Source organism: Allomuricauda sp. F6463D (genome assembly GCF_023015965.1).
Lineage (GTDB): Bacteria > Bacteroidota > Bacteroidia > Flavobacteriales > Flavobacteriaceae > Flagellimonas.
Window position 1 is genome coordinate 1 of sequence record NZ_JALKAN010000002.1, and the last position, 16,424, is coordinate 16,424.

At 41.0% G+C, this 16,424-nt stretch carries 15 protein-coding genes; 5 read left to right on the plus strand and 10 right to left on the minus strand.

All coding sequences use genetic code 11. From position 1 onward, the window contains the following. From MWU56_RS08580 to MWU56_RS08600, 5 genes are all read right to left on the minus strand, one after another. A partial coding sequence (locus MWU56_RS08580) for a hypothetical protein (RefSeq protein WP_247043734.1) occupies positions 1–503 on the minus strand: 503 nt, incomplete at its 3' end. 173 nt (positions 504–676) lie between these two features. Then, positions 677–1,561: an ACP S-malonyltransferase gene (fabD, locus tag MWU56_RS08585; protein ID WP_247043736.1), complete on the minus strand. Its 885-nt coding sequence runs from the start codon at positions 1,559–1,561 to the stop codon at positions 677–679. A 112-nt stretch (positions 1,562–1,673) separates the two neighbouring features. Continuing rightward, the gene (locus tag MWU56_RS08590) at positions 1,674–2,189 is read right to left on the minus strand and encodes a gamma carbonic anhydrase family protein (RefSeq protein ID WP_247043738.1); all 516 of its coding nucleotides are present in this window, start codon (positions 2,187–2,189) and stop codon (positions 1,674–1,676) included. 57 nt (positions 2,190–2,246) lie between these two features. Continuing rightward, the gene (locus MWU56_RS08595; protein WP_247045216.1) at positions 2,247–2,978 is read right to left on the minus strand and encodes a LytR/AlgR family response regulator transcription factor; all 732 of its coding nucleotides are present in this window, start codon (positions 2,976–2,978) and stop codon (positions 2,247–2,249) included. Then, positions 2,978–5,194 carry a histidine kinase gene (locus MWU56_RS08600; RefSeq protein WP_247043739.1) on the minus strand — a complete coding sequence of 739 codons (2,217 nt, stop codon included), beginning with the start codon at positions 5,192–5,194 and terminating at the stop codon, positions 2,978–2,980. Before MWU56_RS08600 ends, MWU56_RS08595 begins: the two co-directional genes overlap by 1 nt. 200 nt (positions 5,195–5,394) lie before the next feature. Here MWU56_RS08600 and MWU56_RS08605 point away from each other — a divergent pair, with 200 nt between their 5' ends. Further along, positions 5,395–6,564 (plus strand): vWA domain-containing protein, encoded by a 1,170-nt coding sequence (locus tag MWU56_RS08605; RefSeq protein ID WP_247043740.1) that lies wholly within the window; start codon positions 5,395–5,397, stop codon positions 6,562–6,564. Positions 6,565–6,618: 54 nt separating this feature from the next. On the opposite strand, the gene MWU56_RS08610 is transcribed toward MWU56_RS08605, so the two are convergent. Continuing rightward, a complete protein-coding gene (locus tag MWU56_RS08610; RefSeq protein WP_247043741.1) occupies positions 6,619–7,614 on the minus strand; it encodes a type IX secretion system membrane protein PorP/SprF in 996 nt (331 codons plus the stop codon). 125 nt (positions 7,615–7,739) lie between these two features. Between MWU56_RS08610 and MWU56_RS08615 the strand changes: the two genes are divergently transcribed. The 4 genes from MWU56_RS08615 to MWU56_RS08630 all read left to right on the plus strand — a co-directional run bounded on the left by MWU56_RS08615 (position 7,740) and on the right by MWU56_RS08630 (position 11,932). Next, positions 7,740–8,636 carry a NifU family protein gene (locus MWU56_RS08615; RefSeq protein ID WP_247045218.1) on the plus strand — a complete coding sequence of 299 codons (897 nt, stop codon included), beginning with the start codon at positions 7,740–7,742 and terminating at the stop codon, positions 8,634–8,636. Between the two features lie 72 nt (positions 8,637–8,708). Beyond that, positions 8,709–8,909, plus strand: coding sequence for a dodecin family protein (locus MWU56_RS08620; protein ID WP_247043742.1), 201 nt, complete (start codon positions 8,709–8,711; stop codon positions 8,907–8,909). An 80-nt stretch (positions 8,910–8,989) separates the two neighbouring features. Further along, on the plus strand, positions 8,990–11,020 hold the full coding sequence (locus MWU56_RS08625) for a thioredoxin domain-containing protein (RefSeq protein WP_247043743.1): 2,031 nt from the start codon (positions 8,990–8,992) through the stop codon (positions 11,018–11,020). A gap of 84 nt (positions 11,021–11,104) precedes the next feature. Next, on the plus strand, positions 11,105–11,932 hold the full coding sequence (locus MWU56_RS08630) for a mechanosensitive ion channel family protein (RefSeq protein ID WP_247043744.1): 828 nt from the start codon (positions 11,105–11,107) through the stop codon (positions 11,930–11,932). On the opposite strand, the gene tsaB is transcribed toward MWU56_RS08630, so the two are convergent. Genes tsaB through MWU56_RS08650 form a run of 4 tightly spaced genes read right to left on the minus strand, consistent with a single transcriptional unit; the run spans position 11,929 to position 16,375 of the window. Then, positions 11,929–12,609 (minus strand): tRNA (adenosine(37)-N6)-threonylcarbamoyltransferase complex dimerization subunit type 1 TsaB, encoded by a 681-nt coding sequence (gene tsaB, locus MWU56_RS08635; RefSeq protein WP_247043746.1) that lies wholly within the window; start codon positions 12,607–12,609, stop codon positions 11,929–11,931. The genes MWU56_RS08630 and tsaB overlap by 4 nt on opposite strands. A gap of 16 nt (positions 12,610–12,625) precedes the next feature. Beyond that, complete coding sequence (locus MWU56_RS08640) at positions 12,626–13,975, minus strand: TolC family protein (protein WP_247043747.1); 1,350 nt, start codon at positions 13,973–13,975, stop codon at positions 12,626–12,628. Between the two features lie 42 nt (positions 13,976–14,017). Next, positions 14,018–15,136: an efflux RND transporter periplasmic adaptor subunit gene (locus MWU56_RS08645; protein ID WP_247043749.1), complete on the minus strand. Its 1,119-nt coding sequence runs from the start codon at positions 15,134–15,136 to the stop codon at positions 14,018–14,020. Positions 15,137–15,175: 39 nt separating this feature from the next. Further along, the gene (locus MWU56_RS08650; protein WP_247043751.1) at positions 15,176–16,375 is read right to left on the minus strand and encodes an ABC transporter permease; all 1,200 of its coding nucleotides are present in this window, start codon (positions 16,373–16,375) and stop codon (positions 15,176–15,178) included. Positions 16,376–16,424 lie beyond the last annotated feature (49 nt).

The following is a 16,424-nucleotide window of genomic DNA, read 5'->3' on the forward strand; positions in this document are numbered from 1 at the left end:
AACGGGTCCGCAACGTCAAGACTGACCGTGAAGGTCAACGTCGCGGTGAGCGCATCGCCCTCCGCAACAGGAGCCGGGTCGTCTATCGAGACAACCACCGAGTCGTCGTCCGTGAAACTGCTCGTCCCCTCGCCATCAGTTGCACTGAGCGTCCCGTTGTCAGTGGAGTTCAGGGTAACGGTGACCACCTCGTCGGCCTCGATCACCGTGTCACCGTTGGTCGTGACATCTATCGTCGCACTCGTGCTGTTCGCGGGGATGACAACATCCGCCGTCGTGCCGTCCTCGTTTCCGCCGCTTATGGTATAGTTGACCGTGGTGGCGTTCAACGGGTCCGCAACGTCAAGACTGACCGTGAAGGTCAACGTCGCGGTGAGCGCATCGCCCTCCGCAACAGGAGCCGGGTCGTCTATCGAGACAGTCTGCCCAAAGCCAGTTCCAATTCCCAAAAAGAGAAAAAAGAACCCTAATAGACCGAAACGTCCAAAAATGATAGGAAGCATAGTTGAGGCTTTTGTATGTAAGTTCGACATCACCGGTTCAATCAGTTTCAATTGGGTTAAACACATTGCAAAAAGTAGGTGATTTGGTAGCCCCCAATATTACAAAAAAGGCGAGGAACATCCTCGCCTATTAGTTTAAATTTCCATTTAATCGGATAAACTGTGTTGCTTGCCTACGAAACCACTGCAGAGCTGGTTTCGGCCTCTCGGTGAATTTTCTTTACCAAGCCTTGCAATACCTTGCCAGGCCCCACTTCCACAAAGGATGTGGCCCCGTCTTTTACCATTTGTTGCACGCTTTGCGTCCACTTTACGGGAGCGGTCAACTGCAATATCAAATTCTTTTTTATTTCCTCGGCATCGGATACTGCTGTAGTGGTCACATTTTGATAAATGGGACAGCTGGGCTTCTTAAATTCCGTGGATTCTATGGCTGCGGCCAATTCTTCGCGGGCAGGTTCCATCAAAGGGGAATGGAACGCACCTCCCACAGGCAATAACAATGCTCTTCTAGCCCCGGCCTCTTTCATTTTTTCACAGGCTATGTTTACGGCATCCACCTCACCGGAAATCACCAATTGTCCGGGACAGTTATAGTTGGCCGGTACTACAATACCTTCCACCTCTGCGGTAATTTTTTCCACCACCTCATCTTCCAAGCCTAAAACAGCGGCCATGGTACTGGGTTGTTTTTCACAGGCTTTTTGCATGGCCAAAGCACGTTGGGACACCAATTTTAAACCGTCTTCAAAATTTAGGGTGCCGTTCGCCACCAAGGCAGAAAACTCCCCCAAGGAATGCCCTGCTACCATATCGGGTCTGAAATTATCGCCCAATACCTTGCTCAGGATCACGGAATGCAAAAAAATGGCCGGTTGCGTCACCTTGGTCTGTTTTAGATCCTCGGCATTCCCCTCGAACATGATATTGGTTATGGAAAACCCAAGAATATCGTTTGCTTTTTGAAAAAGTTCCTTTGCTTCTGTATGGTTTTCGAACAAATCTAGGCCCATACCTACAAATTGTGCGCCCTGTCCTGGAAAAATATATGCGTTCATCTTAGTCGAGTTTTTTTAAGTGGAACAAAAATAGGGAATATTCTTTGATAGCTTTTGAATGGCCATACGCTCAATTGCTGGATTCATTGAAGGCCGCGCAACCTTACATACATCAATCTTCTTTGAACCAGCTAGAATATTTTACATAATTTTCGGCAATCCTATCTATCTCCCCCTTCGAAAGTTCGGGACTGATATCCTTTATTTTTTTGGCGGGCATCCCAGCGTAGATACTTCCAGCCTCCACATGGGTACCTTTGGTAACTACCGCACCGGCAGCTATAATGGAGTTGCTCTCCACCACACAATCGTCCATAATTATGCTTCCCATTCCAACTAGCACATTGTCTTTTATAGTGCAGCCATGTACAAGGGCATTATGCCCAATGGATACATTATTACCAATGGTTGTTGGGGATTTTTGATAGGTACAATGGATTACCGCCCCATCTTGCACATTTACTTTGTTGCCCATTTTTATAAAATGGACATCGCCACGGATCACAGCATTGAACCAAACACTACATTGGTTGCCCATGCTAACCTCGCCCACAATGGTGGCGTTTTCGGCGATAAAACAATCTTCTCCTATTTCGGGTGATTTTCCTCTTACGGTTTTGATAATCATTAAATTATAAGTTTTTGAGGTTTATTGACCTAAGTGCTGATTTAAATAAGGGGCAATTTATTTAAAAAACGATAAAAGATCGGCTTTTTTGGACGCGGATACGGAAAGTTCCTTGCCATTGGAAAGCACTACGCTGCCACCTTTTCCTTTTTTGTATTTCACTACCTCGGATACATTGACCAAATAGGATTTATGAATGCGAGCAAAAGAGTACGGTTGCAGTGCCTCATCAAAATACTTGAGGGTTTTGCTCACCACTATCTTTTTATTTTCCAGGTAGATTTCGGTATAGTTGTCATCGGCTTTGCAGAAGTAAATATCGGACACGTCCAGCACTTGGAAGCCATCTTGTTGGGGCAATGTGATTTTCCCAGAAGTATGAATGGATTTAGCCTGAAGGACCTGTCCTTCCAAAGCGTTTTCTTTTTCCTTTACCGAACGAACATAATCCACCGCCTTGATCAATTCATCAATATTGATGGGTTTCATTAAATAATAAGCCGCATGATGATTAAGGGCATCCATTGCATATTGATTATAGGCCGTGACAAAAATGGTCTCAAAGGTGCGGTCAGGAATCTTGTCCAACAAATCAAAGGCATTGCCAAAGGGCATCTCCACATCCAAAAAAACCAGGTCCGGACTGTGTTTTTTGATTTGCTCAAGGCCTTCTTGGATGGTACCCCCCTCCCCCATTAGTTGTACACCCTCGCAATACTTAGCCAAATAGTTCCGAAGGATTTCCCGACTATTCGCTTCGTCTTCCACAATGACCGCTTTTAATTCCATCATTGTTTTTTAAGTTTAAGGGATACCCTAGTTCCAGTTTTATCATCATTTAGGTCGGTAATGGAAACATCCACTCTATTTTTATACATATCGTTCAAGATTTGGATTCGTTTTTGAATGTTGCCCATACCCTTCGATTTTTGTTTCTTTTGGTTGGTAGTCTTCAACTCGGCAGACTTCTTCCTTCCGATACCGTTATCCTCGATACAGATTTCCAACATATCATTGGTGATTTGTTTTACCCGTATTTTTAAAAATCCCTTCTCATCCTTATATCGCAACCCATGCCAAATTGCATTTTCGATGTACGGCTGAAGCAACATGGGCGGAATTTGGAAAGCATCTACATCTATTTGGTTTTCTACTTCGATTTCAAAGTCAAACTTATCCGAAAAACGTGAATGTTCCAGTTTCACATAGAGTTCCAACAGCTCCAATTCCTTGGCCAAAGGAATAAAATCCTCTTCGGAATTCTCAAGCACACTGCGCATCAGCACGGAGAACTCGCTCAAAAACCGGTTGGCACTCCGCTCGTCGCTCTTGGCGATATAATTGTTTACGGAGTTGAGCGCGTTGAAAATAAAATGTGGATTCATTTGGGTACGGAGCGATTTGAGGGCCAAAAGGTTATTGGCCAGTTTTTGCTGCTTGTTGCTCCTATAGTACAAAAAGGCAGTGATCGCCATAAAGGCAATCCCAAAAACAAGGGAATAAATAATCCATTTTTGACGTTTGCTGGTCTCCTCGTACAACTGTTGTTCGGTAACCGCCAAACTATACTTGCTTTGGCTAAGTTCCCGATCTTGTTCCAAACTGGATATACGGTTTTGGGTATTCGCTATCTCTCGATTAAAACGGGATGCACGTGATATTTCCTGTTCCTTTCGCACGTACAAACTATCCACCACTGCCACATAGTCCTGATAGGATTCCAAGGCCTTGGTATAATCGCCCTTGTTTCGGTACACTTCGGACAATTTTCGAGTGGCATCTTTTTGTACTGCTAAATCATCGTCCTTATCGGCTTCCACAATACTTTTTTCGAGATAGGGAATGGCCTCGTCCAGTTTGTCTTGGGCGATGTAGGCGTTGGCTATTTTGTAGTTGATGCGCTGTGAGGTAATGGTATCCTTTAACGTTCCGAACTTTTCCTCTTTTGCCAAAGTGGTTTTTGGCAATTGTTCAAGTTCGTTCAAGTTTTTTTTGCGTAATTGGATCTCATCATCGTAGCGATTCTTTTGATTGTAAAAATCTGCTACTTTTTCACTTTCCTGAATCAAACGTTCTGGCGCCACTTGCTTTGAAAGGCTTAACGAATTTTGATAAAACCCTTCTGCTTCGATTACCTTGTCTTCACTTGCAAAGACATCTGCGATTTTAGAACTCAAATCAATTTCTTTGGGTGAAACCTGGTTTTTTTCGGCAATGAGGAGTCCTTCTTGATAGTAGTCCTGTGCTTTATCAAGGTGGGACAGTCCTTTATTGGCATCTCCCAAGGTTTCAAAAAGCAGTATCCGTTGGTAGGGCACCATGTTCTTAACTTCCACCAATGGCTCTAATGTAACGATTGCATTTTCATAATCCGAGGTCAAGACATAGGCCTGGCCCAACATAACTTTTGTCTCATTGGATTCTTGGGCAGCCAGTGCATCTTTCAAATTATCTATGGCTAGATCATACTGTCCATGGATCATATATATTTCACCAAGGGCCCTTAAAGAGGATGATAGTTCACGTTTGTTCCCTGAACTGCCCAAAGGCTCAATGGAACGAGCAATAAAGTCGATACTTTTTTCAAAATCGGTCTTTTTATAAACAGTGGCCGAGTCCAAAAAACGCTGATGATCCCTTAAGTTGGTCATTGCACCCGAAATCCCACGTTTTTCTTTTTTTGACGGAGTACCATTTTTATATCCTTCCACAAGCACATCTACTTTCTCGTCCGACTTTATTGGATAACGCACTGTTTCCAACTCTGCTCCCTCAATAATCAACACATCCCCAATGGATGCTTTTATATTAAACTCGCCCAACGCATTGGTAGTCGTGTACGTGCCCTTATCCGTAGAAACCCGCACACCAGAAATGGGCACATAGTTCTCTCTTCCCTTAACAGTACCTTTGATCTCCAACACATCCTGATTGTTGCCAATCTGGGCAAAAGCGCTCAAGGAGGTCATCAACACCACTATTATTATGTATACTTTCCGAACCATAACTTAGGTAAACATACTGCTTCCAAAGCATTTTAAAAAATAGGATGGTACCGAAACTAGGTGAAAAACACTACGATAGTGCCCGCTAACTAAGTCAATGGTTCCGGTTACTCATGTAAAGCTCCACTTCACTCATTTACGATTTTAAATACATAAAGATGCCGATACATTTACCCCAACATTAAAAAAACCATTATATCATGAAACAAATAAATTATCTATTGAGCTCAGCTCTTTTGCTATGTATAACGGGAACAAGCTATGGTTATAATCTAAAAGCACAAAACGAAGAAAAACCAACATTGGAAATCCAATATAGCGATGCAAAACCTGCAAACCAATACGCAAAGATTGCGCTATTACTGGACACCAGTAATAGTATGGACGGGCTAATCAATCAAGCCAAAGCACAATTATGGGATATTGTAAACGAATTTACCCATGCCAAATGTGGCACCAACGTAAGACCATCACTTCAAATTGCACTTTATGAGTATGGAAATGACAATCTATCATCCCGTGAAGGCTACATTCGACAGGTTTTAGGGTTTAGCAATGATCTGGATGAAATCTCGGAAAAGCTTTTTTCTTTGACCACCAATGGAGGTGAAGAATACTGTGGCCAAGTAATCCATAATTCTTTAAAACAATTGGATTGGGGGAAAAATGCGGACGACTTAAAGATGATTTTTATAGCGGGCAATGAGCCTTTTACACAAGGGAAACTAAATTATACGGATGCAGCTACCAATGCCAAGGAAAAGGATGTGATCGTGAACACTATTTTTTGTGGCAATTACGAACAAGGCATCTCTACCATGTGGAAAAAGGGAGCTATGCTCACCGGTGGGGAATACATGGCCATAGACCACAACAGACAAGTGGTACACATTGAAACTCCATACGATGATGTCATTATCAGGTTAAATTCCAAATTGAACAATACCTATGTTTCCTATGGTTCGATGGGCAGACAAAAGAAAGAATTGCAATCCGTGCAGGATGCCAATGCCGCAGAACTGGAGGAAGTAGCATTTGTAAAACGCGCAGTGAGCAAAAGCTCTAGATTGTACAACAACTCACAATGGGATTTGGTGGATGCGGCAGAGGAAGATGAATCCATTATTTCAGAATTGAAGGACAAAGAGCTTCCCGAGGAGCTTCAAGGAAAATCTGAAAATGAAATCAAGGCTTATGTAAAACAAAAGAAAACGGAACGCGAAGAAATCCAAAAACAGATACAGGAACTCAACAACAAACGTGAAGCTTACATAGCTGAACATCAAAAAGAAGAAACAGGCGAGCTTGAAAGTGCCATGTTGTCTGCCATAAAAGCTCAGGCTTCAAGGAAAAATTTTACTTGGGATTAGGCTTACTTTAGTACCGTTTATTCTAAATGGCCTGCCCAATATGGGTGGGCTATTTTAGTTGTTGGCTGCTGGACAATAACAATCGTATCGTTTGCCTTGATCGCTCTGTCCAAAATCGTACCCTAAAGTAATTTGGTGGAAACCTCCGTTATCAAAACGAATATCTCCAGATTGATAGGAATAATTATAGGAAAACATAAACTTGTTTACATTCACCCCTATAATCGGCGTGAACAACTGTAACCGTTGCTCCCCAAATTCTCCATTGGCTTGGTATTGTGCTCCATCAAAGCTTCTTCGGTAAGAGAGTCCAGCCCATACGGTGCCAAAACTTACATCCCGGTACACTTTGGCGTTCAAATCCACGGTTTTTTCTTTGGTAAAATCCGTCATCTGAAACAAAATGGAAGGTTCTATACGGGTAGTTCTTCCAAAAACATATCCTACAGAGAAAAGGTAACGTCTCAAATTATCAAATTCGGCGGCAGTGTACAGGTCACGACCACTTCCCAATATATTTAAAATGGCAGCATGTGCATAAAATTCCAAATAGTTATACGATGCCCCTAGATCAACATTAAAATAGCTCGAAGTATTTTTTACTCCGGTAACCACTGGGTCTGGAATCACAGATACAAATTCAGTCTCGTCCAAGCTGCTTAAAATGACACCTGCACTCAATCCAAAAGATAATTGGTTGAGCGTTCTAAAATCTCCTGCCAATTGTAAATGATGGGCATAGGTAGCCTTAAAACCTGTTTGTGAATGGTAACCATTGGAATCGTTAAAAAGTATACCCCCTATCCCACTGCGCTCACCAACCCTGGAATTAATGTTCAAGGTTTGCAAACTGGGCGCCTCATCCACATTGAACCACTGTTTTCGAGCTGTCAAACGGATTTTGGTACCTTCAGAAATCCCTGCCATGGACGGGTAGACCAAATAATAATTGTCTGCCAAGTAATCAAAATACACGGGAATACCTTCCTGTGCCTTGGCCATCGACCCAAACAACAGGGCAATGATAATTGAGGTTAAGATACGTCTCATGTGACGGTTGGGGCTAAATGATTGTTCAATGCAATAAAACAATAAGATAACGGTATGCTTCACACATTATTATAATATTTTGCTGTACATCTTAAGTATTGGTACTTTTGTGCCAAAGATTCATGATGAAAGAATACAATATAACAGTAGTTTCGACCAATAACCCCAAGATAATCAAATTGGAGGCGAACCATTTTTTGGTAAAGGGCAACTATGAGTTTAAAAATATAGATGAAGCCAAAGATTCGCCTTTGGCACAACAACTTTTCTACCTTCCATTTGTTAAAACAGTGTACATTTCCAGCAATTTTGTGGCTTTGGAGCGTTTTGACATTGTGGAATGGGATGATGTAAAGGATGAGGTGGCCCAGCAATTGGTGGAATACCTAAATGCCGGTGAGCCCGTGGTGAAGGAGGAAGAAATCAAAAAGAAACAACCTATCACAGTATATGCCGAAGTAACCCCTAACCCAGCGGTTATGAAGTTTGTGTCCAATAAACGCATTGTTCCCTCTACTTACGAGTTTAAAAATATTGATGAGGCCAAAGATTCTCCCTTAGCCAAGGAACTGTTTCATCTACCATTTGTCAAAGAGGTTTTTATGGATGAAAACTACGTGTCCGTAACAAAGTATGAGGTAGCGGATTGGGAAGAAATCAACATGCAGCTGCGTGAATTTATCAGGGATTATTTAGCTGATGGAAAGGACGTTGTAACAGTGGAAGCCATCCAAAAAACTAAGGAAATGGTGGAGCAAACCACCACACAGACCAATTACGATGATACTTCCCAACAAATCATAGATATTTTGGAAGAATACGTGAAGCCGGCCGTAGCTAGTGATGGTGGAAATATTCTTTTTCAGTCCTATGAGGAAGAAAGCGGTACCGTAAGTGTTATCCTTCAGGGTGCTTGTAGTGGTTGTCCATCGTCCACGTTTACCTTAAAGAATGGTATTGAGACAATGCTAAAGAACATGATGGGCGAAAAAATAAAGGAAGTGGTGGCCCTTAACGGCTAATTTAGCTCGTTTTACTGCCGTATTTCAGTCAAAATTTCTTATATTCAAAGGAATCATAAAAATACATTGTACATGGCAGTTTTAAAAGTTATAGAAGTATTGGCTAATTCCGGAAAAAGCTGGGAAGATGCAACCAACCAAGCGTTGGAACAAGCCTCAAGATCAGTGAAAAATATACGTTCCATCTACATCAATGAGCAAAGTGCCACAGTAAAAGATGGAAAGATAGACGATTATCGGGTAAACGTTAAGATTACCTTTGAGGTTAAGTAATTTAAGACCACTTTTATAAAATGCGTCCTTTAAAGGACGCATTTTTTTATGGCCAAAACTGTTAATCAAAATCAAATAAAGTGACCCGTAAATATACCAATGCCCTTATCCACGAAACAAGTCCATACCTTTTGCAGCATGCACATAACCCCGTACATTGGGAAGCTTGGCATCCCAATATATTGGAAAAGGCCAAAAAAGAAGATAAGCTTTTACTTATAAGTATAGGGTATGCAGCCTGTCATTGGTGTCACGTAATGGAAACGGAATGTTTTGAAGATGAACAGGTAGCCAAGGTTATGAACGAGCATTTCATCACTATAAAAATAGATCGGGAAGAACGACCAGATGTAGATCAGATTTACATGGATGCCATCCAAATGATATCAGGTCAAGGTGGATGGCCGCTCAACATTGTTGCGCTACCGGATGGAAGGCCATTTTGGGGCGCAACATATGCCCCAAAAGACAATTGGATAAATTCCCTGAACCAACTCGCTGAACTTTATAAAAAAGATAAACCAAAGGTAGTACAGTACGCCACAGACCTTACCAATGGACTCCAAACCATAAACATGGTGGAGAACGATAAACAAAGTGACCTATTCACTTTAGAAGAGTTAGATAAAGCAGTACAGCATTGGTCACAATACTTCGACACTTTTTTGGGAGGCCATAAACGTGCTCCTAAATTTATGATGCCCAATAACTGGGATTTTTTATTGCATTACGCCACGGTAAACAAAAAACCAGAGCTAATGGAGTTTGTGGACATTACGCTTACCAGAATGGCCTATGGGGGAATTTATGACCATGTAGGCGGTGGGTTTGCCCGATATGCTGTAGACACCAAATGGCATGTACCCCATTTTGAAAAGATGCTGTACGATAATGGTCAGCTGACAAGCCTATACGCCAAGGCCTATGCTGTAACGAAAAATGTATTGTACAAAAATGTGGTCGAGGAGACCATTGGTTTTGTGCAAGAAGAGCTGTTGGATAAATGTGGTGGGTTCTATTCCTCTTTGGATGCCGATAGTCTTGACAAAAACGGTGAATTGCAAGAAGGGGCATACTACATCTGGACCAAAACGGAGCTTATTAATTTGTTGGGCAATGATTTTGAAACTTTTGGTGACTACTTCAATATTAATTCCTACGGACATTGGGAAGAAGAAAACTATGTACTCATCAGGGACAAGAGCGATGAAGAAATTGCGCAAAAATACGAGATTACTGTAGCCGAGCTGAGAAATAAACTGAAAGAAAACCTCAGCCTGTTGAAAAAAGAAAGAGCAACCCGTCCTAAACCACGATTGGACAATAAAATTTTGACTTCTTGGAATGGTTTAATGTTAAAGGGACTTGTGGATGCCTATCGCTATGTAGGTGACCAACAATACCTAGATCTTGCATTGAAGAATGCAACCTTTATTTCTCGTGAAATGATAGCTAAAGACTTTTCCTTGTATCGCAACCATAAAGATGGCAAGAGCACCATCAACGGTTTTTTAGACGATTATGCCACAGTAATTGATGCCTACTTTTCACTATATGAGGTTACTTTTGATGAAACTTGGCTCAATTTGGCCAAAAGCCTGCTCGAATATTCCAAAAAACACTTTTGGGACAATACTTCGGGCATGTTCTTCTACACCTCGGACAAAGATCAATCTTTAATCAGGAGAACCATAGAAGTGGACGACAATGTGATTTCATCCTCCAACTCCATGATGGCCGTAAATCTGTTTAAATTTCATAAGCTCTATCCGGAAGAAAACTATGTTGCTATAGCCAAGCAGATGCTAAAGAACGTTCAAAAAGATTTTGATCGCAGGGCACAAGGTTTTTCCAACTGGTTGCATTTGGTACTGTACCTAAATCAAAATTTTTATGAAATCGCCATTGTTGGCAAAAACTATAAAACCATGGGACAAGAAATAAACAAAGCGTATGTACCCAATAGTATCTTGGTCGGGTCCCAAAAAAATGGAACCATAGCATTGCTAAAAAACAGGGCCTTACCCGGAAAAACCCTTGCCCATGTATGTAGCGAAGGTGTATGCAAGCTCCCGGTCACTAGCGCCAAAGAAGTCTTGGAACAGCTATAACTCCTTAACATTAACAATTGTTTAAAAACCTTTTCTTTTATTTCACCTCAATATTAATTACGTTGTTATTAAACTAAAACTATTATGAAAGAATTAGAGAATTATCAAAAATATGTAGACCAAGCTATTGAATGGGCTTTTGGAGTTATTCCAAATCTTATTTTAGCCATAGTAATTTTTTTCATTGGCCTTTGGGTCATCAAGTTTATTAATAAAATGACACGTCGGTTCTTCATCAAAAAAGATTACGACGAAACCCTTGAAACTTTTTTACAGAGTTTCATCAGCATTACACTTAAAATATTGCTGTTTGTTTTGGTAATTACTCAATTAGGGGTTAAAACATCTTCTCTGGTAGCTATAGTAGGTGCTGCTGGACTAGCTATTGGTTTAGCACTTCAAGGATCACTTGCCAATTTTGCTGGTGGTGTACTTATTCTCGTCTTTAAACCCTTTAAGGTTGGTGATTGGATTTCCGCACAAGGTGTGGACGGAGCAGTTAAAGAAATTTCTATTTTCAATACAAAATTGAATACGTTTGGAAATCAAATTGCCATTATCCCCAATGGACAATTATCCAACGGAAACGTAATCAATTATAATATGGAAAAAACTCGTAGGGACAAGTTTGATGTAGGCATCGGGTATGGCTCCAATATTAAGGAGGCAAAAGAAATTCTATTAAAGATTTGCGCCGACAATCCAGATATCAATACGGAGCCTGCCCCAGAGGTTTATGTAGGTGAATTGGGCGATAGTTCTGTTAATCTTACCTTACGTTTCTGGGCAAACAATGATGTTTTTTGGTCGGCACATTTTTACGTGATCGAACAAACAAAATTACGTTTTGATGCCGCTGGGATTGAAATTCCGTTCCCACAACGAGTCATGCACAAAACCGCTGAAGATTAATTTTTCTTCTTTTTCTGTTGTAGGACAAAATCCTTGAGGTAGTAGGGCTCAAAGTAGGCTACATCTTCAAATTGTTTCGAACCAAATTTTTTAATGGCTATCGAAACCATGTCCTTGGCCGAGGGAACTACGGATTCATCGAAAATAAAGTTGGGGTGTTGTACGACACCCCTACATTTTTCGGCCCCACTGCCCACAACATAAACCTTGTTTTCTTCAATATACTCTGCGAAAGAGTTTTCATTGATGACCTCTGCTCGGGTTTCGCGCACTTCTTTATAATCGGAATCAAACACACTGGAATATACTTCCATGCGTCTGGCATCCAACACAGGAATTATTAATGCCCCTATTTCTACATCCACTTGGTGAGCCATACTTTGAAGCGTTGGAACGGAAATTAAGGGTATATCCAAAGAAAAACACAGTCCTTTTGCAGCTGACACTCCGATACGGAGTCCTGTATAAGACCCTGGACCTTTGCTGATGGCAACAGCATCCATGTCCGATAATGACAAAGAAGCCTCTTTCAAGGCTTCTTTTATATACAGGTGCAATTGTTCCGAGTGCGAATAACTCACTGCATTATTTTCTTTTAGGACAATAATTTCATCATCCCTGGAAATGCTGACGGAGCAATTGGTAGTTGCGGTTTCTAAATGTAATATTATGGCCATAGCGGCCACAAAGATACTAGTTTAATGAAATGGGAATGCCAAAGTAGAACTCCAAAATTTTCAATCTAAAAATATAATCGTACTTGGTTCGGATCACATCGGCCTGGGCATTCTCTACTCTAGATTGCGCTTGGCTAAAATCAAAAGCATTCATCAACCCTACTTCATAGCGTTCTTTTGCATAATCATAGGCCAAACTTCTTGCTTCAAGTGTTTTTTCGGCAGCTGCATACGCTTTTTCAAATGTACCTACATCAACATATGCTTGTTGAATAACATTTTCCAGATCCAGTTTATCTTGCTCCAACTGCAATTTGGCCTTTTCCAAACTAATTTTAGACCTCATTACATTGTTACGCGTGCTCCATCCATTAAAAATCGGAACATTTAACTGTGCTCCATAACTGATCCCATCAAAAATCCACAGTTGGTCTGTTAAACTTGGTGTGTAAGGTAATCCATCCCCATCTGGTATTTGGGTTACATCGGAATACCTTGTGCCATACTGGAAGAAAGCGGACAAGGTTGGCAAATATGCCCCTTTGGCTATTTTAAGGTCTTCTTTGGCAAGATCTACAGTAGTTTCTGAAAATTTGATATCGTTTCTGAATCCCAAAGCTTTATCAAAAATAACCTTCGGAGAGTTTTTAAGAATATCGGAAGGGGGAATAGCAAATTCTTCCTCTGCAATATCAAAATTTTCGTAATCTGTTATCTGTAATAATTGAGCAAGATTTACTCTGGATATCAACACCAAACTTTCACCATTAATTATTTGTTGTTCTTGGTTGGCAGCAGTCGCTTCTATTTCCAACAGGTCGCCACGTGGAAGAACACCGGATTCCACCAATTCCTTGGTTCGTTTTAAATCCTGTTCCGTAACGGCATATTGTGCCCTAAAGGTTTTCAGTTGTTCTTTATTGGATACTACTTGCAAATAGGCATTAGCTACGTTCAACCGGATATCGTCCTTTAGGTTATCTAATCTATATTGACTCGCAATGGCACTCATTTTGGCCCTGTTCAACTGATTTATGTTTCTTAACCCATCAAACAAGGTTATACTGGAAGTTGCGCTAAGATTAAGATTATTGGCCGTGCTATTTGTTGGCAAGTTGTTTGTTGGATTAATGGAAAAACCCGTATTACTTGATGCCGAAGTTGAACCATTCAAACTGGGAAGCAAATTACCCACAGCATCGGATTTATCAATTTTAGCGTTCTCCAAATCCAGTTCAAATTGCTCTACGGACAGATTGTTTTCCACTGCATATTCCACACATTCCTGTAATGTCCATTGACGCGCCTGTGCACTCGAAAAAGTGATGGCAAACAACAATAGAACCAATGTTATGCTATTTTTCATTCGTTTTTTGATTTTGGTTGTTAAAATGATGGTCCGCATAGATTAATCTTCGTCAGATTTTTTCTCAAGCTTGTTCCAAACCTTAATTTTATCATCTTCACCAATCCCGGAAACTATTTCTACATCAATGCCGTCACTTACACCGAGCTCAAGATCTCTACGTTCAAATTCGTTTTCTCCAACTTCCACTTCTACATATGGCTTTTCGGTTTCCTTATCAAATTGAAGCAATGCTTCTTTTAGAGAGAGTACATCTTTCTTCTCCTCTAAAACTATAGATGCATTGGCACTATAACCAGCTCTAACATATGATGTGCTGTCACTTGCTGTAACGTCCAAATCACCTTCAATTTTAAACTGGACCGCTCCTTCTTCTTCTACACCTTTGGGGGCAATAAACTTGAGTTTCGCATTAAACTTTTGTTCTTCCAATGCTCCCAAACTAATCTCTAATGGCATTCCAACATGTAGCTTTCCTACTTCGGCCTCATCTACTTCACCTTCAAAAATCATCTGGTTCATATCGGCAATGGTAGCAATAGTGGTACCATCATTAAAATTGTTACTTTGAATCACTTGATCTCCCTCTTTTACGGGAATTTCCAAGATGGTCCCTGAGACCGTCGCTCTAATATTGGTATTGGCACTTGCTGATCCTCCGGCCGAACCTTTTCTAATAATCTGGTAATCTGCCTGTGCATTCTTTAATTCTTGCATAGCTTGCTCATAAGTCAACTTTAAGTTGTTGTAATCCTGATTGGAAATAACACCTCTTTCAAACAAGGTCTTATTTCGGTCATATTCCAATTTAGCATTGTTAAGCGCCAGCTCGGCATTACGGACCCTACCTGCTGCTTGGTTCATGGATTGTTCGTTGGGAACAACTTTAATTACCGCGATCAGGTCTCCTGATTGTACTCTTACACCTTCATCCAAATGGATCTTATCTATAATCCCGGATATTTGAGGTTTGATGTTGATCTCATCCTCAGGAATAACCTTTCCAGTAACAATTACCTTGTTCACTATATCCTTACGTTCGGCAGTTTCTGTTTTATACAACTCCACTGGAGTACTATTCTGCTTTAAAAAGTATACGGTCGCGGCCAAAATACCAATGACCCCTACCCCTATCAATCCGTATTTTACATACTTGTTCATTACTGTGTATTTGATTTCGTTATTTAATTGTGTTGATTATTATTCTTCTCTTAATGCATCTATGGGCTTAATCTTTACAGCTCGGTTGGCCGGCAACAATCCGATGAGCACACTCAGTCCCACCATTAGAACAAATGATATGATAAACTGCGGCACACTGATCATTGGTTTTACAAAAGGAAAATCATCCCCACTACCGAACATGGCATCCAATATGGATAAAATTCCTACGGCTATTGCAAAACCTATCAATCCGGCAAAGGCTGTCAAAACAATAGCTTCCACTACGATCTGACGTTTCACAACCTTGGGAGTGGCCCCCAAGGCTCGTCTCACCCCAATTTCTTGTGTACGTTCTTTTACGGTAATTAAAAGGATGTTACTAATGGCAATCACACCTGCCAATAGTGTAAAGATTCCAACAAAAAATGAAAATCCCTTGAGCACCGTGGTAAATGCGGTGATATTGTTGAATATTTCCGACATATCAAAACTACCTATGGCACGCTCATCATCCGGATGTATATCATATTTGGCCTTTAGAATATCCTTGATTTGCTTTTCAACGAATGGCACCGGGGTATTATCCTCGACGGCTATTGCCATCCACCCCATTCGGTCGCCAGAATTGAAGGCTCTTTGGAAGGTAGTAAAAGGTATAAATACTGCGTTTTCCCCATCGATATTGATATTATTATTGGGCTTATAAATACCCACAACGGAAAAATAAATTCCATTGATTCGTATATCTTGTCCTATCGCCTTTTCTCCTTTATCAAAAAGAAGTTTATAGGTTTCTTCTCCAATAACACATACTTTTTTTGAACCTTCGATATCATTCTGGTTCAGGAATCTGCCTTCCACCAATTTCTTTTTGGTGATATTGTCTATTTCCGGAAAATCACCATACACCGCAGAACCACTGGTTTGCCCATTTCGGTATACGGTCACAACACCTCTGTGACTTCCAAGCTCAATCCGTGGCGCCAACACCTCAATTTCCGGTATCTGTTTTTTAAGGATGTCGGCATCTTCAACTTTGTATCGGATTCTACGTCCACGTTCAAAACCCTTGTAGGGTTCGGAGGTGGATTGTCCCCAAACAAACAAACTGTTTGATGCCGTTCCAGCGAAAAGTTTATTGAACCCGTTGCTCATACCATTGGCCGACCCCAACAACAGCACCAAAATGACCATGGCGAAGATGACTCCCAGCATAGTGAGAAAGGTCCTGAACATATTTTTGCCCAGCGTATGAAAAATTTCTATCCACAAGTCCCTATCAAAT